This window comes from Pantoea sp. SGAir0180, from assembly GCF_043546245.1.
In genome coordinates, this window is the sequence record NZ_CP028071.1 from 3,144,337 (window position 1) to 3,170,047 (window position 25,711).

The following is a 25,711-nucleotide window of genomic DNA, read 5'->3' on the forward strand; positions in this document are numbered from 1 at the left end:
CCCCCTTAAAATAAGGGGGCCTGATGATTAGGGATAGCTGACAGAATATTGCACACTACTTAAAACCGTACCGGCGGCCGCATTTCCAGAGTCGCTGTAATATTCGACCGAGAAATCCTGGGATGCGCTGGTGCTTCCACTTTCCAGCTTCATTCCGGAAACTGTTGCCGTTCCACCCGACAAATCGATCGTTTTGTCACTACTGTCCAGCAAACGCAACGCCACATTGTTGGCCGTTCCGGTATTGAGTAAATCGCCGGTGGACGAAATATTATTGCCAACCAGATTAATAGTTATTGCCTGTGTTGTTCCGGAAGCCGGTGCGACACAACCGGTTAAGTTAATCGTAAATGGCGTTTTTCCGGCGGTTGATTTTGCCGAACTCAGCGCGGCCGTTGAAACGGTCGGCAGCAGAATAATCGGGCTGCCGGTTGCATCATTAACATTAACGCTACAGGTTTGTGCATTTACCTCGCCCTGAAAGCGAATCGTATTTTCTGACGCAGAAAAAGCATTAAAAGAAATAAAACCCGCACCACACAAAAAAAGTGTCATGCAGCGTGATAAAGAGCTGGCTTTCATTGGATTCCCTCTTATGATTTTGGTAAGTAAAGATGCGCATTGGCGACGAGGATCATAAGGGGCACGGTGGGAAAACTGTGTGTGAAGTGTTCTGAGCTTTTGTGAAGAAAGACACCATCAAATATAAATATATTTAAATTCAATAGGATGGTGTTAGGACAGTGTTGCTGAAATGAGATAGTCCATAAGGTAACAACAGGCCAGGAATCCCCCTGCGGCGATAAAAATCGCCACGTTTACGGCATTATTTTTCGCAAAGATAAAGCGGAACAGGGCCTGAATAAAATGTCCAGGTGTCAATACCTGTCCTTTTAATGACAAACGGAAACGTCGCTCCCACGGTAATAAAAAATGCCGGCAGCCACTTTTGTTGTTCCTGCTGGGACATTTGGTTATCCGGTGAAGGTTCGATTAATGTTGACCGGGCAAGATACAGATCGCCCTCGCGCTGATAAGTAAACCGGATTATTTTACTCAAACTGATGACATTATGATTGCTATCGGTGAGTCGGCCGGTGATGGCGATAACACCGTGCCCCTCTCGCATATCGTGAGAGGCGATCACGGAAAATGTCTCACCATTTCTGATGTAGTTAATATTTGCAATACAATGGACAGAATCCTGTCTAAATAAAAACACGACAATGCCTGCTGCTGTCATCATTATTAAAGCCAACAGAAACGTTAACTTCACTACTTACTCCTTATATAATAATACGAAATACAGTCGGGGGAACCGAAAAGCGAGAGTGCATTTTTACATTGCAGTACCGAAATGCGTCCACCATTGGTAAATGCCGTGATATAAATCTTTCGTCGTTCTGTACAACTGACTTTACTGTCAACGGCGATGCGCGCGACCAGGCCATTACCGGCTTTATCATTGGCGTATATTTCACATCCATTCATCTCAAACCGTTTAATAAAAATCATCTCGTGGCGGTGAAGTGAAAAGGTCATGATGGCAAAACCACAAACCAGTATCGTCATCACCGCCAGTCCCGTGATAAAAAGATGCCGTGTCGAAATAGCATAGCGATAAGCGCCTTTGCTGGCAGTGAATTCAGCAGGCTCAGGACGGCTGATGGGCTGTTGAGATTCTGATTCAGAATACGGTGCGTTCTTAATAAGGTTTTCTGAAATATCCTCATCATCCTGAATAACGGATTCCGTTGTATCGCACGCACTCGCCTCTTCACCGGACGTAGCGAAGGGCGGAATATTCTGTTCGTCTTTCTGGTCGTTTTTTCCTGCCCCAGCGTCCTCATCAGCAGGCGCAATTGTCGACTCCTCAATAAGAATCGCATTTGCCAGCATGAAGCCACGGCGTGGAATGGTCCTGATCACATCCTGACGGATATTGCATGCCAACAGCGCTTTTCTGATGAGCGAAATACTTTGATATAACGCATTGGCACTGACCTCCATCCCAAACCGTCGCCAGGCATACTGATAAAACGCCTCATGATCGACAATTTCGCCCTGCCGCGCGATCAGCAATTCAAAACAATATGAGACTGAAGAATGCAGCTTCAGCACCTGATTATTACCAACAATTTCCCTTTTCCCAGGATAAAAAACCACTTCATTACCAATACTTATCTTTTTCATATTATTAAATCCGGATATATCCTTATTTCTGTCTTATGAATACTCCCTTAATATAAGCCAGTAAATAATATTGAACTTACATTTAACATAAACAAACAGAAGAAATAAAATAATTTCAGACTTTAAATACGAAATAATGTTACTCAGGAATTCAAAATTCTTTATTTTGTTTGTGTATGTTACGTACGTTATTTGGAGGGCGCGGTATTTTGCAAAGCATTATTTTTTGTAATCAAAAAGGCGGGAAAATAACAGGCGCAGAAAACAGGACGTGAGGAGCGGCAGGGTGTCCCCTCACCGCCCCGGCGTGCAGGCAAAAATCTCAAAGGGCGCTTTGTTCTCCCAGCATACCGTTCACCAGTTCAATACAGCGCAGGAAGCGCGCGTCATAATCTTCTTCCTGCACATGAACGAAGTCGATGTTGTTTTCACCCAGCATCGCTATCAACATGCTCTGGAACTCGCGGCGATCGACAGAGCTGCCCAGGCTGCGTAACCCGTCCGCTACCCAGGGTACGTTGTTTTCCAGCAGGATCACCAGATCGAAGCGATACTCGTCAATCATGGCCTGAACAAACGGATGCTCACGGCCTTCATACTTTTTACAAAATGCCTGGGTCGTGACGAAATCGGTATCAATAAATGCCACTTTATTGGCATATTTCACCGCAAAATCGATGTACTGTGCATGGCCCAGCGCGATCTTGTCGTAGTCCGAATACTGAAGCGCCATCTCATCGCCGCCCAGATGTGAAAAGACATAGTCGCGGCCATATTCCCAGGCGCTGGACGTGTTAAATATGTTCGCCAGCTTATTCACCAGCATAGATTTCCCACTCGACTCACCGCCCAGAATAGCCACGGTGCGCACAAAGAAGGGCTTCACTTCGGTGGGGATGTAATCCCAGAAGCGGAAAGGATCCTGACGAATCTGCGCGCCGCTGATATTCATAAACGATCGGTTCGGATCGATCAGTATGGTTTGAATGCCCAGATGCTGTTGATACATCTCTGCATCAGGCGCCTCACTGGTATAGACGCAGTCTGCCGCAATCCCCTGCTCTTCCAGAAAGATCTTTACCCCTGCGCTCCACACATCCCAGCCATGAGGATAGGGCTCAATCCCCTCTTCATCGAAGGCGTGAATGCGAATATTTTTCTGGTACTTAAAGGTTTGCAGTAACCAACGCAGACGATCACTGACGGTGGGCTGCTGCGACATGGCGCTGTTTTCAAACAGGCTCAGATCGCGCGGCTCGTCGTAGCCCATGATGATATGCAGCTCATCGACCTGGCTACAGGCACGCTGAATCAGATAGATGTGGCCAGTATGAAGCGGATAAAACTTGCCAAAGATCACCCCTATTTTTTTATCGCGACGGGGGAATTCCAGGCCGAGAAAACGGTGCAGTGCCTCCAGCTTTTGCGCGCTGGGGCTTTTAATTTTCGCGTTAAGCAGTTGGCTTAAATACCCTTTGGTCATGCCACTGGCATCGGCCACCTGTTGAAGCGTGTGGCCCTGCTGGCGAATCGCCGTTTTTAAATAATCAAACGCCGACATGTGGTGCCTCCTGCAAGCAATGTTCAACGAGGGGAAGAGCGTAGCCTGTCGCCTGCCCGGTGACCTTACGGCCTCCGGACAAACGGACTCGCTTAGAGATCATCAAGGATAGCCAACGCATCCGCCAGCTTCTTCGCGCTGTATACGCGCATGCCCTCAATCGGCTTTTTCGGTGCGTTACCCGCCGGCACGATCGCCCGCTTAAAGCCATGTTTAGCCGCTTCAGCAATGCGCTCCTGTCCGCTGGGCACCGGACGAATCTCTCCGGCCAGTCCGACCTCGCCAAAGATAACCAGATCCTGCGGCAAAGGGCGATCGCGCAGGCTGGACACCATCGACAGCATCAGGGCCAGGTCAGCACTGGTTTCCGTGACTTTCACGCCACCGACCACGTTGACGAACACATCCTGATCCGCCATTTGCAAACCGCCATGACGATGCAGCACTGCCAGCAGAATGGCGAGGCGGTTCTGTTCCAGACCGACCGCAACCCGACGCGGATTGCCCATCATCGAATGATCCACCAGCGCCTGAATCTCAACCAGTAAAGGACGGGTGCCTTCCCATAACACCATGACCGAACTGCCGGACGTGATCTCTTCACCACGCGACAGGAAAATGGCGGACGGGTTGCTCACCTCACGCATGCCCTGCTCGGTCATGGCAAATACGCCAAGTTCATTGACGGCACCAAAGCGGTTTTTATGGCTACGTAACATCCGGAAGCGGGAATCGGCATCGCCGTCCAGCAGGACGGAGCAGTCAATGCAGTGCTCCAGAACTTTTGGCCCGGCCAGCGATCCGTCTTTGGTCACATGGCCCACCATGATAATTGCCACGCCACGGGTTTTAGCGAAACGCGTCAGATAGGCGGCCGTTTCACGCACCTGTGCCACGCTGCCCGGCGACGACTGGATATCCGCCATGTGCATCACCTGAATCGAGTCGATCACCATGATTTGCGGCTGCTCCTGCTCCGCAATCAGGCAGATCTGCTCAATGCTGGTTTCCGACAGCATGTTCAGATTGTCACTCGGCAATCCCAGACGATGGGCGCGCATAGCGACCTGCTGTAATGACTCCTCCCCGGTGACGTAGAGGGTTTTCATGCTCTCGGCTAAACGGCACATCACCTGCAACAGCAGCGTCGATTTCCCGGCGCCGGGGTTACCGCCAATCAGAATGGCACTGCCCGGCACCACACCGCCACCCAGCACGCGGTCAAACTCTTTAAAACTGGTCGAAAAACGGGGCAAGGCTTCCAGACTGATTTCGGACAGCTTTTGCACCCGACTGGTTCCGGCATTGCCTGCATAACCGCTGAGGCGCTCATTGCGCGCCGCCGCCGGTGAAGCCGCAATACGCACCTCGGTAATCGTGTTCCAGGCGTGACAGGCGCTGCACTGCCCCTGCCAGCGTGGATAATCTGCGCCGCACTCGTTACAGACAAATGCGCGTTTTGCCGCTTTGGCCAAAACAACTCCTCAGTTAACGCTCTTCGTGAATCAGGCTACCGGTCAGGATGCAAAACACGCCCATCAAATCGGCATGGCGAATCGTGACGGCGGTTTGCTCATTGACTTTCGGTTTGGCATGGTAAGCAATGCCCAGCGCCGACGCTTTTATCATCAGCAAATCATTAGCACCATCGCCGATCGCCACGGTCTGCTCTGGCGCAATCTCAAAACGCTTCGCCAGCTTTTTCAACGTCTCTGCTTTGTACTGTGCGTTAACGACAGGACCCAGCACCTCGCCGGTGAGTTTTCCGTCCCGGATTTCCAGTTCATTAGCGGCTATTGCCGCCAGATGCAGCTTATCGCGCAGGAACTCGGCAAAATAGGTGAAGCCACCTGAGGCAATCGCGACCTGCCAGCCCAGCGCCTGTAATTTTTTGGTCAGCGTGGTCAGACCCGGCATTAAGGGCAGTTCGTCGCGCACCTGCTTAAGAATATTGGCATCCGCCCCTTTCAGCGTCGCCACGCGCTGGCGCAGGCTGGCGGTAAAATCCAGCTCGCCGCGCATCGCCCGCTCGGTGACTTCTGCCACCTGCTCGCCGCAGCCCGCCAGTTTGGCTATCTCATCAATACATTCGATTTGGATGGCGGTGGAATCCATGTCCATGACCAGCAGGCCCGGCGTTTTCAGGTGGGGGATTTTCCCCAGCGGCGCTACGTCCAGCGCCAGCTCGTGCGCCAGTTTGCTGGCAAACGGCGTCAGGGAGCCCGCCAGGCGGATGACCTGATAGTCGTCAACGTTCCAGGCGCTGACGATCACCATGGCGGCCCCAAGCTGATGCTGGTAATCGGTCAGACGCTGTTTATCCAGACCGCGACCATAGAGTAACCAGCCGGTTCGGCCAGCACGGTAATCCAGCGGCATGACTTCATCACCGCTCAGTGAAAGGGGCAACCCCGGCCATAGAGAGACATCAGCAGGCAGGTCGCACCAGGTAAGATGATTTGACATCAGGGCTCCTGTAGGAACAACAAAACCACGCAAGAGGCTACCTTGTCTGCGCTGCTTCTGGCAACATAATATCCAGGCTTTCTGTCGTCACGTGATTCGGATAATTAATGGCTAAAACCGCAATGAAATTTCGCTTACATCGCACGGTGATTGTTTTGATTTCACTGGCGCTGTTAGTGGTGCTTATGCAAGGCGCATCCTGGTTTAGCCTTGGCCATCAAATGGCCCGTTCTGAACAGGCAGAAGAGCTGGCCCAGACGCTGACCCGGCAAGTGGCTTTCAGTCTGAAACCCTTGATGGATAACAGCGAAGACAATCGTAGCCAGATTGAGGCCATCATCAGTCAGATGACCGACAACAGCCGTATTCTGGATGCGTCCGTCTATGCAGGCGATGGCAGCCTGGTGGCGCACAGCGGCGAAAATATCAACGTGCGCGATCGGCTGGCGCTGGATGGCAAGCGCGCGGGCAGTTACTTTAATCATCAAATTGTCCAGCCGCTCAGCGGCAGCAATGGCCCTGCTGGCTTTCTGCGCGTTACGCTGGATACGCACGTGCTGGTCACCGAATCACGCCAGGTAGATAACACCACCAATATTCTGCGCCTGATGATGCTGCTGGCGCTGGCCATTGGCATCATCCTGAGTCGCACGTTACTGCGCGACCGTCGCACGCGCTGGCAGCAGTCTCCGTTTCTGCTCACGGCCAGTACGCCTGTGAAAGAGGATGACGAAGAGGACGAGAAAAAAGACGACGCCGCGAAACCCTCCGCGTGACGGAAGGGTTTACAGGTCAACGTCTGACAGCCCTTTCCTGCCTTCCTTAACGCTTAGCCCAATGTAAAAGGCCCGTTTCACGGGCCTTACTGACGTTGCACTTCGGGCGAGAGTCAGCCTCTGAGCAGCGCTTCCAGCTCTGATAACGTGTTCACCCGCCAGTCGGGTTTAATTGCGTCAGGCAAGGGGCGCGTCCCATGGTCAACCCAACAGGTTTTAATACCGGCATTCATGCCGCCGAGGATATCGGATTCCGGCGTATCGCCGACCATCAGCACCCGATCGCGCGGTGGGTTTCCCAGTTGCGCGAGCGCATAGTCAAAGATTCTGGCTTCAGGCTTAGGCACGCCCACTTCTTCTGACACCACCAGCGCAGAGAAGTAATCAAGAAAGCCGGTACGCTCCAGACGGCGCTGCTGCAGGGCGGTAAAACCGTTGGTAATGATGCCCATTTTGACGCGGCCGTGCAGCAGCGTCATCAGGCTGTCTGCGCCCTCCAGCGGCAGGCAAATTTCCGCCATCGCTGACAGAAAGCCATCGTTAAGAATGGCCGGCGCCACGCTCAGCTTTTGCCCCCAGCCGGCAAAGCGGCGAGTCTGAAGCTCCAGTGCGGATAACTGGCCATTCTGGTATTCCACCCATAACGGCTTGTTGACCGCCTGGTAATCTGCAAAATCCTGGTCGGTAAACCGGACATCGTACCCGGCAAACAGGCGTTGCAGGCCGGCATACGAATCAAAGTGAAACAGCGTGTCATCTGCATCAAACAGAATGCAATCCCAGTTATCTAACATCGACATTCCTTACAAGCGGCTACAGCGTCAGCGCCATGATCAGGGCATCTTCACGGCCACTGGCGCAAGGGTAATAGTTGGGACGGCGGCTGACCTGGTTGAAATCCAGCTGTTCGTACAGCGCGATGGCCGGTGCATTGGACGCACGCACCTCCAGCCACAGCGTCATCACATCGCGTGCAAGCAGTTGATCGATTAAATGCTGCAGCAGCGCCCGCCCGAAGCCGCGCCGTTGATACGCCGGATCGACAGCGATATTAAACAGCGAAGCTTCATCCAGCACCACCTGGGTAATGGCAAAGGCGGCCATCTGGCCTTCGACATCCAGCCGCAGGTTGAGAAACCGCTCGCCCTGGTTGCTGATAAAGGTCTCTTCGCGCCATGGAAACGCATGGCTACGGCACTCAATCGCGAAAGCCTGGGGAATCGCGTCAGGCGTGAGAAAAGAAATGGCTGTCATGTTCACACATTTGTTGCCAGAGCGCGCGCCGGGCGGCACCGCTACTCAGGAGTTCATTGAAAGACGCGCTCGATAACGCCACGCCGTTAAAGGATTGCTCGCTCTCAACGCCCAGCAACCACCCTGCACAGTTCAACGTTTCCGGCAGCATTTGCAGCTGATCCGGCGTAACGGTCATGACCTGCGTGGGTTTCAGACCGAGCGTGTGCAGAACATCACGCAGGAAAGGCTCCTGCAAACCGGGCGGATTTTCCGCCACGATAATCAGTTGGGTATCCGGCAAAAGCCGCACGGCGATTTCGCCCTGGAGCACGCGCGGGCGGCGCAGTTGATACTGCGTTATCCCCATTTGCTGTAAAAGCCAGTCGCGCCTGGACGTCATGGTATACCTGCTTTGCTCGCGGAATGCGACGCTATGCTAGCAAACCCATCGAACATGCGCCAACAAACCACTATAATCTCCGCTCAGATCTTACAGGAGCCCGACATGTCTGCTTTTACCCCGGCCAGTGAAGTCATTCTGCGCCACAGTGATGAATTTTCCACCCGCCACGTTTTATTTGCTGGCGACCTGCAGGATGACCTGCCCGCACAGCTGGAGACCGCCGCTTCCCGTGTGCATACCCAACAATATCATCACTGGCAAAACCTGAGCCGCCGTCTGGGCGACCAGGCGCGTTATGGACTGGTTGCGCAGGCCGACGATGTGCAGGGTTGCGATACGCTGGTTTACTTCTGGACCAAAAACAAACCTGAAGTGCAGTTTCAGTTGCAGAACCTGCTGTCGTTACTGCCCGTCGGCTGTGATGTGTTTGTCGTCGGTGAGAACCGCAGCGGCGTGCGCAGCGCAGAAGGCATGCTGGAGCAGTGGGTGACCCTGGAAAAAATCGACAGTGCGCGTCGCTGCGGTCTTTATCACGGACGTCTGGAGAAGCAGCCCGCCTTTGATGCTTCGGCCTTTGGCAACCGCTATCAGCTGGATGACCTGACCATCCATACCTTACCTGGCGTTTTCAGCCGCGACGGCCTGGATGCCGGCAGCGCGTTACTGCTTTCAACATTCACGCCCCATACCAAAGGCAAAGTGCTGGATATCGGCTGTGGTGCAGGCGTGATTGCGGCGTCGTTACCGGCGCATTCGCCCAAAGTGCGCCTGTGGTTATGCGATGTCCATGCCGCCGCAATCGAGGCCAGCAAAGCCACCCTGGCCGCTAACGGTCTGGAAGGCGAAGTGTTTGCCAGTAACGTCTTTTCCGATGTCACCGGGCGCTTTGACATGATTATCTCCAACCCGCCGTTTCATGAAGGCACACAGACCAGCCTGGATGCAGCACAAACGCTGATTCGTGGTGCCGTTAAGCACCTTAACAGCGGCGGAGAACTGCGCATTGTGGCGAATGCCTTCCTGCCTTATCCCCAGGTGCTGGACGAAACCTTTGGCAATCATGAAGTGCTGGCGCAGACCGGTCGCTTCAAAGTTTACCGTGCCGTTTACGGTCGCGAAGCGAAAGCCCGTTAATCTTTTTTCTGCCTTTTTCGCCCTTTTTGCGTGTTGCCAGGCTGAAAACGTTGCTTTTTGCAGCGATCGTTTCCGTCTGGCGAAATATGTGTTGACGCATTGAGTAAAATCTCTAAAATGCGCCTCCGTGGTTGTAATACGGTAACGTATTACGGGTATGCGAAGGTGGCGGAATTGGTAGACGCGCTAGCTTCAGGTGTTAGTGTCTTAACGGACGTGAGGGTTCAAGTCCCTCTCTTCGCACCAAAATCACAGATTTCATATCGCGAGCACTGCGCGAAGGTGGCGGAATTGGTAGACGCGCTAGCTTCAGGTGTTAGTGTCTTAACGGACGTGAGGGTTCAAGTCCCTCTCTTCGCACCAATGCGGTGATATGAAAAGACAACAGGATGCGAAGGTGGCGGAATTGGTAGACGCGCTAGCTTCAGGTGTTAGTGTCTTAACGGACGTGAGGGTTCAAGTCCCTCTCTTCGCACCAACGTTGTCCTCCCTCTCTTTTTCTTCTGCTCCCTTTTTACTGTTACTATCCGGTTAATCTCACGCTAATCGCGGCCAGCACGCTTGCCAGCGCCAGACAGGAAGGCAGTAACACATAATGCCGCATCCGCTGATTAAACAGCATCAGCACTGTCAGCAGTAACGCCACCAACATCATCATACGCCACTGCCCGAAGCTGGGTTGCCACAGCGTCATAGCTGGTATTACCGCACAGGCCAGTACGCCCGCCCATGCACTGTCCAGTTTTATCCCGCGCATCATCGTCTCCTCATCTGTCATCGCTGTCAGGACAGTACCTGATCACATGGATGATAACCATTCCCATTATCATATGATAACTATTCTCAATGCGCAGCTTGTTTTTTGTGGCCCGGCGGGAAGATGACAGAGAAACAAGAAAATGCTAAATTGCGGCTGATTACACAATTTATAACAGCAATATTAAATCTGTCGATCGGCTGAAATCATTTGCCGGCTTTTGCTTTGTTATTTCAGGGCCGTCACGAGTATCAATAATGAAAATAGAATCTTATGATGAATTGAAACACAGCAAATACCGCCTTTCTTTCATGCTCTTTTTGTTTTTAAACGCTGCAGTTTCACTATTTTGTCTGCTCCCTTTAGCAGAAAACAATGAAACACAAGTTACTTTACCGGTGATTATGGTGGCTTTCTTCAGTATGACGATGCTGGCCACGTGTTTAATAAAGGCAAAACTAAAATTACCCCTGTTAAATCCTGTGGCGTTGATTTTAGGCGGGTTATGGGCGTGGCATATTCAGCACCGCTACCAATTTGTTTCTTTGACGGATGGTGGATTTCTGATTGTCAGTCTGCTGTGCGTTTTTTTTATCAGTGCGATTGCCTTAAGCGATTATTTAGTGGCGTTTTGTTTGCACATCACGCCCGCAATGCTCACCGTGCTGATGCTGGATCACGGACAGCATTTGCCCTTGATTTTATTGACCATTGCCCTGCCGCTGATCGGGTTTTCTTTACAACATTTAATGCGCCGACGTTCGGAAGATTTTACACTGCGCTTAATGTATCAATTATATGAAGAGAAAGAATCGTTTAGCGATCTCAGTATGCTCGATCCGTTAACCGGTTTATATAACCGCCGCGGACTGAAGAACCGCCTTGATAACATTCTGGATAATCATGCGGGTAGCCATTATGTGTTATTGCTTGATATCGACCATTTTAAGGCCTACAACGATAATTACGGCCACGCGATGGGCGATCAGGCGCTGGCCCGCGTTTCTGTCGCTATTCGTGACGCCGTTCGGTCACGTGATGTGGTAACCCGTTATGGCGGCGAAGAATTTCTTGTGCTGATGACCAATGTGAATGCCTCGATTGCCATGAAACTGGCTGAACGTATTCGGCAATATGTCGTCAACCTGGAAATACCGCATATGTTTAATGAGCGCGTTTCTACGCATGTGACTATCAGCGCAGGCATTGCCCCTATTTACGATGATGAATTTGATCAGGCGGTTGCGAACGCCGACCGTGCGCTTTACGTGGCAAAAAATCAGGGGCGCAATACCATCCTCGCCTGGGAAGATCTCCCCGTACTTCACAATACCGTCAGCGAGATCGGCTAACCGCCGAGCCGGGTCGCAGGACCACCAGCCGTCGGCACGTACATCACCGGGGGCTGTCTGTCCCCGGCCTGACGGCCATAGCTCTCTGTTAACGTACCGTTATGCATTCTGTTACCTATTCTTTCGCTCTGCCGTTTACACCACCGCGGGCTTATGGCAATTTCTACGCCTTCGATTAGTCGGGAGTAAAAAATGAGCCTGGAGTCTGTACGCCAGTTTTTTGCCGAGCGTGCGCCGGAAATAGACATCATTGAGATGCCATACAGTACGGCAACGGTAGAAATGGCGGCACGTGTTCACGGTGTTGAACCGGGACAAATTGCGAAAACGCTGTCACTCAAAGTGAAAAATGAGGTGATCCTGGTGGTCACACGCGGTGATGCACGGTTAGATAATCGTAAGCTGAAAGCGGTGATGGGTGCGAAAGCGCGCATGCTGAGTGTGGACGAAGTGATTAGCTGGACCGGGCATCCTGTGGGCGGCGTCTGCCCTTTTGGCCTGGAAAACCCGGTGACCGTGTATTGCGATATCTCGTTAAAAAGCTTTGATGAAGTGTTGCCTGCCGCAGGATCGATTCACAGCGCTGTCCGCATTTCGCCGCAGCAAATGGCTGAACTCACTGCGGCAAAATGGGTAGATGTCTGTGAAACGCGCTAGTGCGTCTGCTTTGCCACCGTTCCCGAAATTGTCATGCCGCGCGTTTCCCGGCCAAAGGCGACAAACAGGCAAATCAATACTGCCACCGTCCCGGCTACAATGGCCATACCGAGACCGTAATTGCCGCCATGCGCTTCAGCAATGCGCGACTGCAGCGTCGCGTTGACGGACGCAATGAGATTCCCCAACTGATAAACAAAGCCGGGCAACACTGCTCTTGCGTTTCCCGGAACCAGTTCGTTCAGGTAAGTCGGGATCACGCCCCAGGCGCCCTGCACCATAAACTGCATCAGGAAGGCACCAAGACCAATCGTCCAGGAACCGCTGGAAAAGGCCCACAACGGCAACACAGGCAGCGTCAGCAGCGCCGCGATAATAATGGCTCGCTTGCGCCCAATGCGTTCTGACAGCGTACCGAAGAAAATGCCCCCCAGCATCGCAGCAATATTGTAGGCGATAGCAATAATACTGACCGTGTGCGCATCAAACTGATGCTGCACTTTGAGGAAAGTCGGATACAGATCCTGCGTGCCGTGGCTGAAAAAGTTAAAACAGGCCATCAGCAGCACCATGTAAATACATATTTTCCAGTGCTGGCGCAGGACGGGCATCAGGGCACTGCTTTCTTTACGTTCACGCGCGGCCAGCCAGACCGGGGATTCCGGGACTTTAAAGTAGATGAACGGCAACAACAGAATCGGGACAGCGCCGATAAGAAACATGCCGCGCCAGCCTACCATGTCGAAAACCAGACCGAACACAATGGACGCCAGCAAATAGCCACAGGGATAACCCGCCTGGAACAGGCCCGACATCAGACCGCGTGAACGATCGGGTATTGTCTCCATCGCCAGCGAGGATGCCACGCCCCAGATTCCGCCCATGGCAATACCGTAGAAAACACGAAAGGCCAGAAATGCGGTGAAGGTGGGTGACCAGGCGGACAACAGCTCAAACGCCGAGAAAAAGACGATATTCAGCATCAGGATGGGCTTGCGGCCATATTTTTCCGCCATCCGGCCAAACAGTAAGGCACCCAGCGGGCGCACCGCCAGCGTCAGCATGATAGCGACCGACACGTCGGTGACGGAATTATGGAAGTACTGAGCAAGATTACTCAGGACAAACACCAGAATAAAAAAGTCGAAAGCGTCCAGCGTCCAACTGGCAAAACAGGCGAAAGCCACATTGCGCTGGGTCGATGTCCAGTCAAGCATACAAGTCTCCTCTCTGAGACACTCTGGCGCTCCGCCCAAAAATTTTCTGGTGGCTAACGAAGAGTGATGTGATTGTTAATCAAATGTATACATCATGTTTAGGAGGAGAGCGTATTGCGTAATTGTGAGGCAGTGGATCAGGCTGTAAGAAAGCGTGTCTGACTTCCTGCCAGCAGGTCAGGCGACGAATCGCCTGTACGTTATTCAGGAAGGTGTTGAAATGCCGACTCAATGATGGACAGCAAAAGAGCGTTATCCACACTGTGCAGCACATGTACCAGCGCACCGCTGTCCGGTGGGATACCGATATCCAGCCGCAGGGGTTGACGATAACGCCAGCTTTTCCCGCGTGTGGCTCCCGCACGAAGCTCAATATCGACCCGGTAATCCGTGCCCCAGGCGACACGCTGATTAAGCAACCAGGCGACAACCAGCGCATCATGAATCCAGCAACCTGGCAGATGCCGGGTCTGCATTGAATAATCTATCCAGGGCTGCAACGTCTCCCGCACGAAACGGGTCAGCGGATGAGCGTGCCGGGTAAGACGTTTGAGATCGGCCTGGGTCAGCATGGTTTGTGTTGTCACATCCATCGGCACCAGGGTAATGGCGGCACCGCTGTGCAACACCTGATGAGCCGCCTCGGGATCCACACCGAAATTCGTGTCTTTGATGTAATCTTCCAGCGCAAAGACACCCCCCATAATCACAATCTCGGCTACCGATTCGGCCATTGCGGGAAAACGCTGCATGGCCAGCGCCACATTGGTCAACGGGCCAATCGCAATCAGGGTGATCTCGCCGGGATTATCACAGATGAGCTGCCCCATCGCCACAGCAGCATCGTTTCCGTCAGCCGGTAATGCCGCAGGCTGAGGAACGCCCTGCCATAACGCCATCAGGTCGAGTTGTTCGACCCGCTTATCCAGTAGCGCGCGCCAGGGCGCAGGGTCTTCGCACAACGCCCGCGTAGCCCCCTGTACGACAGGAACCGCACAGCCCAGCCGCGCCATTAAGTCTTTAGCGACTCGTGCACCGACATCACTCGGGGTATTCCCGGCGACCGTCGTAATTAACTCCAGCGAGAGCCCTGGTGAGGCTAACGCCAGGGAAAGGGCCAGGCCATCATCAGTATTGGCCCCGGCAATCCCGTTCCCCGGATCACAATCAATAATCAGTCTTTTCATTAGGTCGCTTTATTTGTTTTGTTCTGATGGCCGACAGCCACAAGATTCACCAATCTCAAGTTGGTGTGGAAATGCTTCAATCCGTGCCTCGCCATTCCACGCTTTCAGCATATGAATCGCACAGCGTGCCATCTCTTTAACCGGCTGGCGCACGGTGGTTAATGCCGGAACATGGTAGGCGGATTGATCGGTTCCGTTAAAACAGACCAGGGCCACATCGTCCGGCACACGAAGGCCATGCTGGCTGAAGGCGCGAATACAGCCAATCGCCTGACCTTCGTTGCTGGCAAACAGGGCGCGCGGCACCCGTTTACTGGCAATCATACGTAAAGCAGCCTGATAGCCGCCCTCACGTGTATAGGTTGCGGGGAAAATGTTGGCATCATCGGCTGGTAAACCATACGCCCGCAGCGCATCGCGCCAGCCCTGAATACGATCCTGCGCATTCAGCATGTCCCGGGGACCGCTGATCATCCCGACCTGCTGATAGCCATGGCTGAGTAAATGCGACGTCACCTGAAACGCCGCGTCACGCTCATCTACCCGCAGCATGCTGACACCGGGTTGTGGGTTGACCCGATCCAGCATGACCAGCGGTGTCCCGCTGGCTTTGATGATATCGATGAAAGGATGGCGATCGACACTGGTGTAAAACAGACCGTCGACCTGACGGTTCAGCAGCCCCTGAATCAGCTCCAGTTCACGCTTGCGATCGTCGCCGGCATCACCCAGCAGCATCACATGGCCGTGGTTGAGCGACTCCTGAAGCAGCATATGCGCCATGGAGGCGACGAAGGGGTTACTGATATTGGGCACCACCAGACCAAAGGTTTTGGTATTCCCTGACGCCAGGGCACGCGCGGCGGCATTCGGGCGATAGCCGGTCTGCTCTATTGCCGCCAGTACCCGTTGCCGGGTCGCGTCCGCGACCGGACGCGGGCCATTATTGATGACATAACTCACCACAGCGACGGAGGTCCCGGCAGCTTTAGCAACGTCACTCCGCGTCACGGCGGTTTTCACCTGTTTCGCCACTTCCCCTTCCTCACTTAACGTGCACTGCCTTTAGCATAGCCTGTTTCAGATAGCGTCCTCTGGCAGGTTAAGGTCGCGCCCACGTGTTTCCGGTGCCACAAACGTAGTCAGGAAACCAATCGTGGCCATCACGGAAAAATAGACGGCGATCGACCACCAGTGTCCGGTATAAGAGAGCATGGCCGCCGCTACTAACGGGGCAGTGCCGCCTGAAATAATAGAACCCAGCTCTTTCGCGACCGCCATCTTGGTATAACGGTGATTCACGCCAAACATCTCCACGCCCCAGGCCGCCTGTACGCCAAAGATGCCCAGAGAAGCCAGCGCCATGCCGACCACAATCACCGGAATCACGATGGCCGGTTCACGCGTATCCAGCAGGGTAAAAGCAGGCCAGGCATAGATCATCAGCAGCAGGCAGAACATGCGATAGACCACACGGCGACCAAAACGGTCAGACAGCCAGCCTGCAAACGGAATAATCAGGAACCCCAGCAATGAGGCGATAAACACCGCCGTGGTGGGCACGGATTTATCTACCATCAGCACCTTGGCGACATAGCCCACAATAAAGCCCTGGGCCAGATAAGAGGGGCCGTTTTCACCGATGCGCAGCCCGACCATTGTCCAGAAGGCACGTGTGCGCTGAAAGAAGGGGCGTGTATCCGCTTCAGAACGATGCGCGGCAATCACCTGGGCGCGCGTTTCGGCAAGCTCTGCTTTCTTACGCTCGAATACCGGTGTTTCACGCAGATTACGACGGATCCACAAGGCCACCAGAGCGATCACCGCACTGCTCAGGAACGGAATGCGCCATCCCCACTCCAGCAGACTCTGCTTGTCCATTTGCACCACCAGCAGCCAGACCAGCGAGGCCAGCAACGTGCCGCTGTTAGAGCCGAGTGCAATGACCGATGACACCAGGCCACGGCGCCTGACCGGTGCATATTCACCCAGCATAACGGTTCCGCCTGAGAGTTCGGCGCCCGCCCCAAAGCCCTGACTGAAGCGTAACAGCACCAGGCAGGCCGGCGCCCAGATGCCAATCGAAGCATAGCTGGGAATCAGCCCAATCAACGTGGTGGAGGCGCCCATCAGGATAATGGTGGTGACCATGACGACCTTGCGGCCTTTACGATCGCCCAGCCAGCCGAAAAACAGGGCACCGATCGGACGGGCAATAAACCCAACGGACCAGGTGGCAAAACTGGCAAGCAGTGCCATCGCGGGCGTTTGTTCGGGGAAAAAGACATCACCAAAAATGATGCCCGCAGCCAGGCCATAGAGCGCAAAATCTGCATACTCCATTGCCGTGCCTAACCAACAGGAAACCGTAGCGCGCCAAAAATCTTTGCGGCCGGCTGAGGTGTTAAACCGCTCATCTGCGGCGGAGGTAGAAGGCAGTGATGCCTGTGTCGTAACGGAGTGCTGTGCCGTCATAAACGCTGTCCCTTGAAAACATGCAGATAGATAAATGCCATTCCGAGAGACAATTCCCTGACTGTAAGCAGAAGAATCGCTCTGGTGGCGACATTCAGTTGGCTAACCATGATGAAAGGAAAGTTAAAAGATTCCCTGGTGTTGGAATCCGCAGTATCGCGAGCTTCGCCGCTGTATTTTTCAGCGGTCGTATAAGTCTGGCGAATGTAACTTGTTCCTCGATCGGCCTACCGTGCATCGGGCACCGAGAGCAATCACTGGAAGCCAGTTTATCTACGCGCGTAGATAAATCAATAGCACTTGAGTAAATTTGTTAGATTTTCTTTAGTATCAAGCTGCATCAGATGCTATTTTTAACGCAAAATCAGTTGGTTAATTGTAACCTGACGCGCAAAAAAACAGCATAACGCTAGACCCGGTTCACTTTTCTTTTATCATTAAGCCAAACTGGCCGTCAGAACCTTTCATCAGATGCTGTTGTCGCATACTGGTGTGACTGCAAAATGACAACGCACCACGTTTGTATCGCGTACAGTCGCGCAGAGCCCTGTCCGCACCTGACCTGGAGGACGCTGTTTACACGTTATGACCATTATCCTGATGCGACACGGCAAACCCGCCCACCCTTTTGCCCGCCGTTTGAGTGCGCAGGGCATGGCGGACTGGTGCGAAGCCTATGATCTTTCGCTGGTCAGCGATGGGCCGCCTGAGCGCAGCATCAATATCGCGCGCAACGCCGCGGTTGTCGTCTGCAGTCCGTTACCCCGCGCCCACTCCTCGCTGGCGCACCTGGGGCTGCGCCCGCATCATGTCGATGCGCTGTTCAGTGAAGTCGGCATTCCGCTGCTGCGGGCCGATCGCCTTCAGTTACCCACCTTTGTCTGGCAGGCCATTCTGCGTGCGATGTGGTTGTGTGGTTACGCGGGCGAGACCGAATCACTGCAACATGCGCGCGCACGGGCGTCGCGCGCCGCTGACAGGCTGATCGCCTTATCGGAGAAAGGCACGGTTTTATTGCTGGGTCACGGCATTATGAACAAAATGATTGCCCGCGAACTGCGTAAGCGTGGCTGGCAGGCCGAAAAGCATGCCAGCAGCCGTCACTGGAGTTCCGCGATTTACCATCGCCCGTTTATTTAATCGATTTGGAAGTAGCTCAGCGTTTCATAACCCGCGCCCACTTCTGCGGTCATCACCACGGTCTGGCGCATCAAATCAATCACGCTTAACGTCTTATTGTCATCATGCGTGATCAGCAGCTTTTTTTTGTCCGGGCTGAAACAGCCATCGAGCGGTTGTCCAGCCAGCGTGATTCGCCCCAGCGGATTAAGCAACTCGTCAAACAGCGTCACAGTCGGCTCCTGATCACCCATCGCCATAAGGTAGTCTCCGTCCGGACTAAAGCGCACTTTCTGGCAGGGATGCTGATGATCGGGCAAAGCCAGCCGCTGGCGGATACGATGACTCTGGCGATCCACCACATACAGCAAGGGCGCATCGGCGGCGCTGGCGATCAGGTAGGGATGTTTGGGTGAGGCTGTCAGACCCGAAACGGGGCCCGGCATAAGCACCGTATCAATGACGCGCCCTTCCGCCTCACAGAGATCCACCACGGTGATAGTGGCGTCCTGCTCGTTGTCGGTAAATAATTTGCGGCCGCTCGGAGAGAGCGTCAGGCGATGGGTATTATCCAGCGGAATAGGAATGGTCTTTTCAACACGATGCGTTTGGGGATCGATCACCACGACGGCCGTTGGATTCTCGCAACACAAATAGACTTTGCCATCCCGCCCTAACTGACCGCTGTGGGGCGCTTTAGACGGCGACAGATCAATGTAGTCGGTAATTTCCCGCCGTCGAAGATCAATTACGGCGACTTTGTGCCCGGGATGCGGGAGTTCACTTCGCATCGCATCGCCGTACAAGGGCAAAAAAGCTTTTCCCCAGGGCGCAAGCATCAGCAGTTCATGCAGCCGCGTCGGAATCACGTCCACGGCCTGGCTGACGGCAAACGTGTCGGGATCGAGAAACAGCGCACGGCGGGTTTGTCTGTCGATCGCCAGTAATCCTCGAGAGTCAAACGACATGGCATCTCCTTTATCATCGGTAAGCTTAAAGCGTAGACAAGGGTTATCGGGCTGCGTACACCTGAGAATTGATAAAATATGCTAAATAATTTTTTTATCCCGATTTAGCCTGTATCCCTTTGACAGCTTCACAGTGTATCGGTTTTTTTTGAAGTTAAATGTTCAGCATGACGACAGACTCAGTTTGTCATAAACAAATAAACCATTAGCGTGAATAAATATTTATTTTTGTTTCCGGCTGAGCGTTATTTCCGTTTTATCCTAAAGTGTTTATCAGGCATAGCGAATGACTACATTGTGTTCTATTAAATAACCTGGCGTGGTTGATTTCGCCTGTTCAAAACGTCGTTGCCACGTGCCATCGTCACATCACCCGGCAAGACGAATAAGCATTGCAGTACAGCGATGTCTGCTTTAATAGCGGTTCAGATACAGGCTGGCAGTTAAGCACGTTATTTCGACGACCGGCATAAAACACAATAACCAAAATAACAGGTGAAATATGACTTCGCATCGCCGTTCTTTGCTTCCGCTCTGGCGCCATTGGGAAAAACTCGCCTTCACCAGCCGTATGCTGCTGACGATGAAACAGCACCGTGCACTCAGTGCGCCAGAATATGATCCTGGCCTTGAACACGATGTGGAACTGACCGCGGTGCCTAAGTCACTGCCTGCCATTGCCAGAACGGTCTGGCTCTATTGGCCTGGCGAGCGGTTACCTGCCTCTGTCGCCTTAACAATTCGCAAACTTCGTCGCGATAATCCGGATCATGATGTTCATCTGGTGACTCCGCAAACGCTGAGTCATTGGCTGCCTGAGTTGCAGTTCATCTCTTCAGATCTGACGCAGGCGCTGAAAAACGACATCATCCGGCTGGAACTGCTGCTCCGTTATGGCGGCATCAGCATTGATTGTCATACCTTACTGTTTGAAGATCTGGCGTGGATACATCAGGCCCACAGCCTCAGCCCCAGGGATTTGATCGGCTATTACCGCCAGGAATCCACCTGTCATTCACTCAGGCCGGTAATTGATACCAGCGTTCTCGCTGCGCCCGTCCAAAACCCGTTTATCCGGGAATGGCTCAAACAACTGGCACCGGTAAAATATGTCGGTATGCATAACTACCTGCTGGAGTTAAAGAAACGCAGTGACTTCCCTGCGCTGAGACAAAACCTCAGCCATCCTGATAGTGAGCTGCCGTCCCTGGCCCACCAGCTGGCGATGGACGAACATCGTCGGGTCAATTTTCTTTTGCGTAAAGCCGAAGCGAGCGCCGGGTATTATCACAGGGTTGATGCCGGTAACAGCACGGCGTTTGTCCGCTCTGTTTTATTCCAGCAACGTCCTCTGACGCCTCCTCCGGTGATCAAACTGAGTGCCCGCGAACGCACACATCTTGATTTCAACCTTAAGCTGCGCTTTTACAATCGCTCCAGCCTGATAGGTGAAGTCATGCATCAAACTCTGTCGTCGCCCGCCAGACTGCTGGCCCCCCAGGAGCAACGCGCGTAATCCGTCACGGGTTCTTCAGCATTCGCTATGGCGTGTTTTTATCTGTTGGCAATGTGAATCTGCCGCCAAAATGGCGGCAGACAGGTTGCAGCCCGATGACAGCCAAGCTAGATTGAGCCGCAATTTAATGAAAATGTCCCCCTTAGAAGAGACAGGTTCACATAATAAGAGGATGTGACGTTGCCCGAATTCGTGTCAGTGCTCCTTTTTCTGACCGCGATTGCTGTTTATTCCTGTAAAGCAGGCCGAAACAGAATCTGGTTTTGCCTCGTCCTGGTGTTGCTCATGCTGTTTGTCGTGCTGAATGCCACGCTGTTTGCCAGCAATTATTTTACGGGCGAGGGCATTACCGATGCCGTGGTGTATACACTGACAAACAGCCTGACCGGTGCGGGCCTGAGCAAATATGTTGTGCCCGGTCTTGGCCTGCTCATCGTGCTGTTTTTACTCTTTTGCGCCTTATCATGGCTGCTCCGACGCAGTAAGCGCCCTTTTCACCCTGGCTGGAGCCTGGTCGCATTTATCTGCGCCGCCGGTGCGGTGCAGACCACGCCGGCTTTTCATCAGGTCAGCACACTGATCACCTCTTACTCACTGCGGGACGACTCTGACTTCGACACCGTTTATAAGGTACCGAAGAACCGCATTGAGCGGCCTGCGCTTAATGTCGTGTATATCTACGCTGAAAGCCTGGAGCGCACCTATTTCGACCAGATGGCCTTTCCGGGTCTGGCCCCCGAATTGAATCGCGAGAAAGAGCAAAGCCTGGACTTCAGTCAGACCGAACAACTGCCCGGCACGGATTACACCATTGCCGGTATGGTCGCATCGCAATGCGGCATTCCCCTTTTTGCCCCTTTCGACGGCAATGCCTCCGCTTCCCTTTCCAGCTTTTATCCACAAAATATCTGCCTGGGCGATATCCTGAAGAACTCGGGCTATGAGAACTGGTTTATTCAGGGGGCCGATTTACGCTTTGCAGGCAAAGATGTCTTTTTGCATTCCCACGGTTTCGATGCCGCACATATGTACGGTGCACAGGAGCTAAAAGACCAGGTGCGCGATCCCACGTACCGCAATAACTGGGGATATTATGACGACACGGTGCTGGATAAGGTTTACGACACTTATGCCTCGCTGTCACGCCAGCAAAAACGGTTTGCGCTGTTTGCGCTCACCGTCGACACGCACCATCCCGACGGTTTTATTTCTCGCGGTTGCCAGCGCAAAAGCTATAGCTATGCGGGTAAACCCAACCAGTCGTTCAGCGCGGTATCCTGCTCACAGGAACATATCGCCCGACTGATCGCCCGTATCAAAGCGTCCCCGTGGTTCGCTGACACGGTGATTGTGGTTGCCTCCGATCATCTGGCGATGAACAATACTGCGCACCCTTTTCTGATAACGCATCCCCGCCACGATTTGTTTATGGTGATTCGCGGCGATCGGCCTGAGACCGACGTGATTGATATGAAACGCAGTACGCTGGATAACGGCGCCACGTTGCTGGATATCCTGGGCGGGGATAATGCGATTGGCCTGGGCCGCAGCAGTCTGTCAGCGGTGTCGTTATCCAGTCAGTTTGAGGACATGAAAACCAAAGTCTTAAGCTGGAAGCCCGATATTATTCAGCTCTGGAATTTTCCCAGCAAAATCGACAGTTTTATTATCAATCAGGCCAAAAATACTTTCAGCTTTTCCGGAACCAGCTTTAAATTGCCGATTCTGTTGCGCGTAACAGATAAACATATAGAGCCGCTGCCGGAAGGGGAATATTCCGCGCCGTTGCGTTTCCAGCTGGCCGATTTCAAAGCAGATGAGAAGTTTATCTGGGTCGATCGCTGTTTCAAAATGGGCCGCATCTGGCAACCTTCTCTGGCACTGTCCGGTGACTGGTGCGTTGCGATGGGGCAACCTGCGGGTCAGCCCACCGTCACACGCGTTGATACGCCTCAGTGGAAAGGTCAAGCCCGGTTCCCGGCAGACACCCTCAGCAATGCCCGCTACCAACTTGCTGTGGCACAGCTGCGCATCGAAGATAATGCGATTCGTTATGACGCTGAAAGCTTTCTGTTTGCGATCCCCGGCGCGCCAGCCAGTGTGAAGCAGTTTAGCGGCATTTCGCGCCAGGAAAGTTGGGGACGCTGGTCGAATGCCAGTCTTGCCCCCGACGTGACGATTGAGTTTGTCGATCCGTTGCCCGCGCACTTTGATCTGGTGATCACCGCTCGTGCCTACGGTCCGAACATCCACCGGCCAATACCGGTCAGGGTGGGCGATACTGAGCAGTTGCTGACGCTGGGGGAGATTCCCTCTACCCATACGCTACGTTTTGACAATCCTGAAGGAAGCCACCGGTTAACGCTCTCGCCGCCCGAGCCGCAACTCAGTAACCTCAACAACATCGCCGGACAAGATCCGCGCAAACTCGGTATTGGTCTGGTCGAGCTCAAGGTCGTTCCCCTTCCCTGAGTGGTCACGCCACTGACGTTGGCTGCCGACATTGAAATGGCGATGTTGGCAGCAGCAAAACGCTCATCTTTTTGCGAAGCGCCACGCAAAAAAATGATTATTACCTGTTTAACTAATTGATATTTTGGATTTAATCCGCAAGATGTTGCCTCTGTACTGTGACTGTTTCGGCTTGCCTGTCATGATGCCATCACGGTGTGATGAAACGGGAAGAGGCATGAATGGCGACCGCAATGATGAATACACATAAAGCGTTTAAACGTCTGCAACGGGCAGGCATCAATGACCGTCAGGCCGAAGTGATGGTCGATATTTTTGCGCAGATACAGCAGGACAACGCACTCTCGCGCGCTGATGTCATGCAGGCTTTTACGCGTCATAACCAGCATATTCTCAGGCTGAGTAAGCAGTCTGAGAATATGGAGACCGATCTCAGCGTGTTGAGAACGGACTTCGATAGCCTGAAGAGTGATGTCAGCATACTGAGAACGGACTTCGATAGCCTGAAGAGTGATGTCAGCGTGCTGAGAACGGACGTTGACAGCCTGAAGAGTGATGTCAGCGTGCTGAGAACAGACGTTAATAGCCTGAAAACCGATGTGAACAGGCTGACTATGGATGTCAGTACGCTGAGAACCGATGTGGATGAAATCAGGACGGATGTCGGCGGGTTAAAAAACGATATGTGCTGGGTTAAACGTCTGCTTATGGTCATGACCACCACTCTGCTTATGGCGGCCATGAAATACATGCTTGTCTGAACGACCAGGCAGGGGCAGATCTCAGCCCCGAAGCGTTTCCAGCTTTTCTCGTTGCTGGCCTTCACGGGTGAAGTTGGTCTCTGCCAGCCAGCGTTCAAAACCCGCTTTCACCTGCGGCCATTCGCTGTCAATGATCGAAAACCAACTGGTATCGCGCGTGCGACCTTTATAGATGCGGGCCTGGCGAAAATCCCCTTCAAACTGGAACCCCAGACGTAACGCGGCCCGGCGAGAAGGCAGATTGCAGCTGTCGCATTTCCATTCATAACGTCGGTAGCCAAGCTGTTCAAAGGCGTAACGCATTAGCAGAAAATGTGCCTCTGTTGCCATTCTTGTCTGCCGAAGTAAGCGGGAGAAGGTGACGAATCCCACCTCCATCACACCATTCGCCGCGTCAATACGCATCAGCGACAGCGTCCCCACAGCCCTGTCGGTTTTTCGATCAACCACACTGAAATGCAGTGGATCCCGACTCGCCTCCATGGTTCTGGCATGAGCTAACCATGCGGCCTCATCATCAAAAGGGCCATCTGAAAGGTAAGTCCAGTCACGACCATCTTCCGCCAGTGACCAGGCCTGCCAGAGTGCCGCCCCATGCGCAGCGACGCTAAAAGGTTCAAGCCGACAGACCTGTCCCTGAAAAATCTCGCGTTGTGGTAAAGGGCGTGACTGCCAGTCGGGCATTGATTGCCCTACCGGTTGACCATACTGATTGAGGTGCTGTGCCATCGTGCCTCCTGCGTTTCGGTTAATCAAAACACGTTGCCACGTTACGCAGAGGGTGAGAAGTCTTACTCTGATAAAACGAAAAAAAACGGCCCCGTGACGAGGCCGTTATTTCACATTCTCCGGTTGCGTCGTGCCAACGTCCGGCGACGGGCTTATCCGCGGAAGAAGATATCGCCTGATTTACCCATGACGATCTTACCGGTGTCATCGGTGATCAGGATATAATTGGCATTGATATAAGCCCAGTGCGTACCGGGCTGAGGCGCAGGCAGGTTACGTTTCTGCCACTCCGTGATGGTATAGGTCTTGCTGCGGTATTTATCTGGCACGGTATCACCGATTTTATGCTCTTTGTAATCAATGATGATGGTGCTGAGATCGTAGTTCGGCTTACCGGGATTACCCTCCGCATGCGATGGCGTGGTTGGCGTAATACCGTCGTTAGAGTCAGAACTCGCAGGTGCCTGGGACTGAACGGGTGCCGTTTCGGGTTGAGCCGCATTACTGCCTGGCTGTACATTCGTCTCGCCAGACGGCGCAACAGGCTGAACCTGTGGCGGCGGTGGCACGTAGTCGGTGGTTTCGCCTGCGGCCTGAACAGCAGGGATAAGGCTCAGCGAGCCGAACAGTAAACCCGCTGAAATTAAAGCAATTTGAGTTCTGCGCATAATAATTTCCACATTGAATTGATTTTAATAACAGTAGACCACTCTGAAGACAATCTGAACAGGA

At 53.2% G+C, this 25,711-nt stretch carries 25 protein-coding genes and 3 tRNA genes; 11 read left to right on the top strand and 17 right to left on the bottom strand.

From position 1 onward, the window contains the following. Positions 1–27 precede the first annotated feature (27 nt). The 6 genes from C1N58_RS14795 to serB form a co-directional block, all read right to left on the bottom strand. Entirely contained in the window at positions 28–582 is a 555-nt protein-coding gene (locus C1N58_RS14795) for a fimbrial protein (RefSeq protein ID WP_375124411.1), read from the bottom strand. Positions 583–826: 244 nt separating this feature from the next. Beyond that, positions 827–1,276: a hypothetical protein gene (locus tag C1N58_RS14800; RefSeq protein WP_394549931.1), complete on the bottom strand. Its 450-nt coding sequence runs from the start codon at positions 1,274–1,276 to the stop codon at positions 827–829. Continuing rightward, entirely contained in the window at positions 1,276–2,193 is a 918-nt protein-coding gene (locus C1N58_RS14805) for a winged helix-turn-helix domain-containing protein (RefSeq protein ID WP_394564286.1), read from the bottom strand. The genes C1N58_RS14800 and C1N58_RS14805 overlap by 1 nt, the downstream gene beginning before the upstream one ends. A 322-nt stretch (positions 2,194–2,515) precedes the next feature. Further along, positions 2,516–3,754, bottom strand: coding sequence for a multifunctional transcriptional regulator/nicotinamide-nucleotide adenylyltransferase/ribosylnicotinamide kinase NadR (gene nadR / locus C1N58_RS14810; protein ID WP_039338797.1), 1,239 nt, complete (start codon positions 3,752–3,754; stop codon positions 2,516–2,518). Positions 3,755–3,846: 92 nt separating this feature from the next. Then, on the bottom strand, positions 3,847–5,229 hold the full coding sequence (gene radA, locus C1N58_RS14815) for a DNA repair protein RadA (RefSeq protein WP_394564287.1): 1,383 nt from the start codon (positions 5,227–5,229) through the stop codon (positions 3,847–3,849). A 13-nt stretch (positions 5,230–5,242) separates the two neighbouring features. Then, on the bottom strand, positions 5,243–6,220 hold the full coding sequence (gene serB, locus C1N58_RS14820; protein WP_394549933.1) for a phosphoserine phosphatase: 978 nt from the start codon (positions 6,218–6,220) through the stop codon (positions 5,243–5,245). Between the two features lie 107 nt (positions 6,221–6,327). On the opposite strand from serB, the gene C1N58_RS14825 reads away from it, so the two are divergent. Further along, a complete protein-coding gene (locus C1N58_RS14825; protein ID WP_394564288.1) occupies positions 6,328–6,996 on the top strand; it encodes a YtjB family periplasmic protein in 669 nt (222 codons plus the stop codon). Positions 6,997–7,109: 113 nt separating this feature from the next. On the opposite strand, the gene yjjG is transcribed toward C1N58_RS14825, so the two are convergent. From yjjG to C1N58_RS14840, 3 genes are read right to left on the bottom strand one after another with little or no spacing between them, the layout of a single operon-like run. Continuing rightward, a complete protein-coding gene (yjjG, locus tag C1N58_RS14830) occupies positions 7,110–7,790 on the bottom strand; it encodes a pyrimidine 5'-nucleotidase (RefSeq protein WP_394549934.1) in 681 nt (226 codons plus the stop codon). Between the two features lie 19 nt (positions 7,791–7,809). After that, complete coding sequence (rimI, locus tag C1N58_RS14835; RefSeq protein WP_006121834.1) at positions 7,810–8,250, bottom strand: ribosomal protein S18-alanine N-acetyltransferase; 441 nt, start codon at positions 8,248–8,250, stop codon at positions 7,810–7,812. Further along, on the bottom strand, positions 8,222–8,632 hold the full coding sequence (locus tag C1N58_RS14840) for a DNA polymerase III subunit psi (RefSeq protein ID WP_006121833.1): 411 nt from the start codon (positions 8,630–8,632) through the stop codon (positions 8,222–8,224). The genes rimI and C1N58_RS14840 overlap by 29 nt, the downstream gene beginning before the upstream one ends. A gap of 105 nt (positions 8,633–8,737) precedes the next feature. On the opposite strand from C1N58_RS14840, the gene rsmC reads away from it, so the two are divergent. From rsmC to C1N58_RS14860, 4 genes are all read left to right on the top strand, one after another. Continuing rightward, positions 8,738–9,769: a 16S rRNA (guanine(1207)-N(2))-methyltransferase RsmC gene (gene rsmC, locus C1N58_RS14845; RefSeq protein ID WP_394564289.1), complete on the top strand. Its 1,032-nt coding sequence runs from the start codon at positions 8,738–8,740 to the stop codon at positions 9,767–9,769. A 159-nt stretch (positions 9,770–9,928) separates the two neighbouring features. Beyond that, positions 9,929–10,015: transfer RNA gene (locus C1N58_RS14850), tRNA-Leu, on the top strand. Between the two features lie 30 nt (positions 10,016–10,045). Beyond that, positions 10,046–10,132, top strand: a tRNA-Leu gene (locus C1N58_RS14855). 28 nt (positions 10,133–10,160) lie between these two features. Continuing rightward, positions 10,161–10,247 (top strand) — tRNA-Leu (locus C1N58_RS14860). Positions 10,248–10,292: 45 nt separating this feature from the next. Here the strand turns inward: C1N58_RS14860 and C1N58_RS14865 are convergent. After that, positions 10,293–10,526 (bottom strand): DUF1435 family protein, encoded by a 234-nt coding sequence (locus C1N58_RS14865; protein WP_006121831.1) that lies wholly within the window; start codon positions 10,524–10,526, stop codon positions 10,293–10,295. Between the two features lie 257 nt (positions 10,527–10,783). Between C1N58_RS14865 and C1N58_RS14870 the strand changes: the two genes are divergently transcribed. Both C1N58_RS14870 and C1N58_RS14875 read left to right on the top strand, forming a co-directional pair. Beyond that, complete coding sequence (locus tag C1N58_RS14870) at positions 10,784–11,878, top strand: GGDEF domain-containing protein (protein WP_039338799.1); 1,095 nt, start codon at positions 10,784–10,786, stop codon at positions 11,876–11,878. Positions 11,879–12,070: 192 nt separating this feature from the next. Continuing rightward, positions 12,071–12,535 carry a YbaK/EbsC family protein gene (locus C1N58_RS14875; protein ID WP_006121828.1) on the top strand — a complete coding sequence of 155 codons (465 nt, stop codon included), beginning with the start codon at positions 12,071–12,073 and terminating at the stop codon, positions 12,533–12,535. On the opposite strand, the gene C1N58_RS14880 is transcribed toward C1N58_RS14875, so the two are convergent. The 4 genes from C1N58_RS14880 to C1N58_RS14895 form a co-directional block, all read right to left on the bottom strand. Continuing rightward, positions 12,532–13,752 carry an MFS transporter gene (locus C1N58_RS14880; RefSeq protein ID WP_033740181.1) on the bottom strand — a complete coding sequence of 407 codons (1,221 nt, stop codon included), beginning with the start codon at positions 13,750–13,752 and terminating at the stop codon, positions 12,532–12,534. The two genes, C1N58_RS14875 and C1N58_RS14880, sit on opposite strands and share 4 nt — an antisense overlap. Before the next feature lie 200 nt (positions 13,753–13,952). Then, positions 13,953–14,939, bottom strand: coding sequence for a nucleoside hydrolase (locus C1N58_RS14885; protein ID WP_394549935.1), 987 nt, complete (start codon positions 14,937–14,939; stop codon positions 13,953–13,955). Between the two features lie 9 nt (positions 14,940–14,948). Then, entirely contained in the window at positions 14,949–15,974 is a 1,026-nt protein-coding gene (locus C1N58_RS14890) for a LacI family DNA-binding transcriptional regulator (protein ID WP_394549936.1), read from the bottom strand. A gap of 45 nt (positions 15,975–16,019) precedes the next feature. Then, entirely contained in the window at positions 16,020–17,414 is a 1,395-nt protein-coding gene (locus C1N58_RS14895) for an MFS transporter (protein ID WP_006121824.1), read from the bottom strand. A gap of 585 nt (positions 17,415–17,999) precedes the next feature. Between C1N58_RS14895 and C1N58_RS14900 the strand changes: the two genes are divergently transcribed. After that, the gene (locus C1N58_RS14900; RefSeq protein WP_039338802.1) at positions 18,000–18,554 is read left to right on the top strand and encodes a histidine phosphatase family protein; all 555 of its coding nucleotides are present in this window, start codon (positions 18,000–18,002) and stop codon (positions 18,552–18,554) included. Here C1N58_RS14900 and C1N58_RS14905 read toward each other — a convergent pair. Continuing rightward, complete coding sequence (locus C1N58_RS14905; RefSeq protein ID WP_054634545.1) at positions 18,551–19,501, bottom strand: YncE family protein; 951 nt, start codon at positions 19,499–19,501, stop codon at positions 18,551–18,553. The genes C1N58_RS14900 and C1N58_RS14905 overlap by 4 nt on opposite strands. Positions 19,502–20,003: 502 nt before the next feature. Here C1N58_RS14905 and C1N58_RS14910 point away from each other — a divergent pair. The 3 genes from C1N58_RS14910 to C1N58_RS14920 all read left to right on the top strand — a co-directional run bounded on the left by C1N58_RS14910 (position 20,004) and on the right by C1N58_RS14920 (position 24,250). Continuing rightward, positions 20,004–21,017 (top strand): capsular polysaccharide synthesis protein, encoded by a 1,014-nt coding sequence (locus C1N58_RS14910; RefSeq protein ID WP_054688182.1) that lies wholly within the window; start codon positions 20,004–20,006, stop codon positions 21,015–21,017. Positions 21,018–21,197: 180 nt separating this feature from the next. After that, a complete protein-coding gene (gene opgB, locus C1N58_RS14915; protein WP_394564290.1) occupies positions 21,198–23,489 on the top strand; it encodes a phosphatidylglycerol--membrane-oligosaccharide glycerophosphotransferase in 2,292 nt (763 codons plus the stop codon). Between the two features lie 233 nt (positions 23,490–23,722). After that, entirely contained in the window at positions 23,723–24,250 is a 528-nt protein-coding gene (locus C1N58_RS14920) for a coiled-coil domain-containing protein (RefSeq protein ID WP_253275869.1), read from the top strand. A gap of 21 nt (positions 24,251–24,271) precedes the next feature. On the opposite strand, the gene C1N58_RS14925 is transcribed toward C1N58_RS14920, so the two are convergent. Continuing rightward, entirely contained in the window at positions 24,272–24,979 is a 708-nt protein-coding gene (locus tag C1N58_RS14925) for a GNAT family N-acetyltransferase (RefSeq protein ID WP_039338805.1), read from the bottom strand. 152 nt (positions 24,980–25,131) lie between these two features. Then, the gene (locus C1N58_RS14930) at positions 25,132–25,647 is read right to left on the bottom strand and encodes an RcnB family protein (RefSeq protein ID WP_394549940.1); all 516 of its coding nucleotides are present in this window, start codon (positions 25,645–25,647) and stop codon (positions 25,132–25,134) included. Positions 25,648–25,711: the final 64 nt, after the last annotated feature.

What these genes read in the sequence shown, in the direction of transcription:
- C1N58_RS14795 (WP_375124411.1), bottom strand. Translation starts at nt 582, where the DNA reads ATGAAAGCCAGCTCTTTATCACGCTGCATGACACTTTTTTTGTGTGGT.
- C1N58_RS14805 (WP_394564286.1), bottom strand. Translation starts at nt 2,193, where the DNA reads ATGAAAAAGATAAGTATTGGTAATGAAGTGGTTTTTTATCCTGGGAAA.
- nadR (WP_039338797.1), bottom strand. Translation starts at nt 3,754, where the DNA reads ATGTCGGCGTTTGATTATTTAAAAACGGCGATTCGCCAGCAGGGCCAC.
- serB (WP_394549933.1), bottom strand. Translation starts at nt 6,220, where the DNA reads ATGTCAAATCATCTTACCTGGTGCGACCTGCCTGCTGATGTCTCTCTA.
- C1N58_RS14825 (WP_394564288.1), top strand. Translation starts at nt 6,328, where the DNA reads ATGGCTAAAACCGCAATGAAATTTCGCTTACATCGCACGGTGATTGTT.
- yjjG (WP_394549934.1), bottom strand. Translation starts at nt 7,790, where the DNA reads ATGTTAGATAACTGGGATTGCATTCTGTTTGATGCAGATGACACGCTG.
- rimI (WP_006121834.1), bottom strand. Translation starts at nt 8,250, where the DNA reads ATGACAGCCATTTCTTTTCTCACGCCTGACGCGATTCCCCAGGCTTTC.
- C1N58_RS14840 (WP_006121833.1), bottom strand. Translation starts at nt 8,632, where the DNA reads ATGACGTCCAGGCGCGACTGGCTTTTACAGCAAATGGGGATAACGCAG.
- rsmC (WP_394564289.1), top strand. Translation starts at nt 8,738, where the DNA reads ATGTCTGCTTTTACCCCGGCCAGTGAAGTCATTCTGCGCCACAGTGAT.
- C1N58_RS14865 (WP_006121831.1), bottom strand. Translation starts at nt 10,526, where the DNA reads ATGCGCGGGATAAAACTGGACAGTGCATGGGCGGGCGTACTGGCCTGT.
- C1N58_RS14870 (WP_039338799.1), top strand. Translation starts at nt 10,784, where the DNA reads ATGAAAATAGAATCTTATGATGAATTGAAACACAGCAAATACCGCCTT.
- C1N58_RS14875 (WP_006121828.1), top strand. Translation starts at nt 12,071, where the DNA reads ATGAGCCTGGAGTCTGTACGCCAGTTTTTTGCCGAGCGTGCGCCGGAA.
- C1N58_RS14880 (WP_033740181.1), bottom strand. Translation starts at nt 13,752, where the DNA reads ATGCTTGACTGGACATCGACCCAGCGCAATGTGGCTTTCGCCTGTTTT.
- C1N58_RS14885 (WP_394549935.1), bottom strand. Translation starts at nt 14,939, where the DNA reads ATGAAAAGACTGATTATTGATTGTGATCCGGGGAACGGGATTGCCGGG.
- C1N58_RS14895 (WP_006121824.1), bottom strand. Translation starts at nt 17,414, where the DNA reads ATGACGGCACAGCACTCCGTTACGACACAGGCATCACTGCCTTCTACC.
- C1N58_RS14900 (WP_039338802.1), top strand. Translation starts at nt 18,000, where the DNA reads ATGACCATTATCCTGATGCGACACGGCAAACCCGCCCACCCTTTTGCC.
- C1N58_RS14905 (WP_054634545.1), bottom strand. Translation starts at nt 19,501, where the DNA reads ATGTCGTTTGACTCTCGAGGATTACTGGCGATCGACAGACAAACCCGC.
- C1N58_RS14910 (WP_054688182.1), top strand. Translation starts at nt 20,004, where the DNA reads ATGACTTCGCATCGCCGTTCTTTGCTTCCGCTCTGGCGCCATTGGGAA.
- C1N58_RS14920 (WP_253275869.1), top strand. Translation starts at nt 23,723, where the DNA reads ATGATGAATACACATAAAGCGTTTAAACGTCTGCAACGGGCAGGCATC.
- C1N58_RS14925 (WP_039338805.1), bottom strand. Translation starts at nt 24,979, where the DNA reads ATGGCACAGCACCTCAATCAGTATGGTCAACCGGTAGGGCAATCAATG.
- C1N58_RS14930 (WP_394549940.1), bottom strand. Translation starts at nt 25,647, where the DNA reads ATGCGCAGAACTCAAATTGCTTTAATTTCAGCGGGTTTACTGTTCGGC.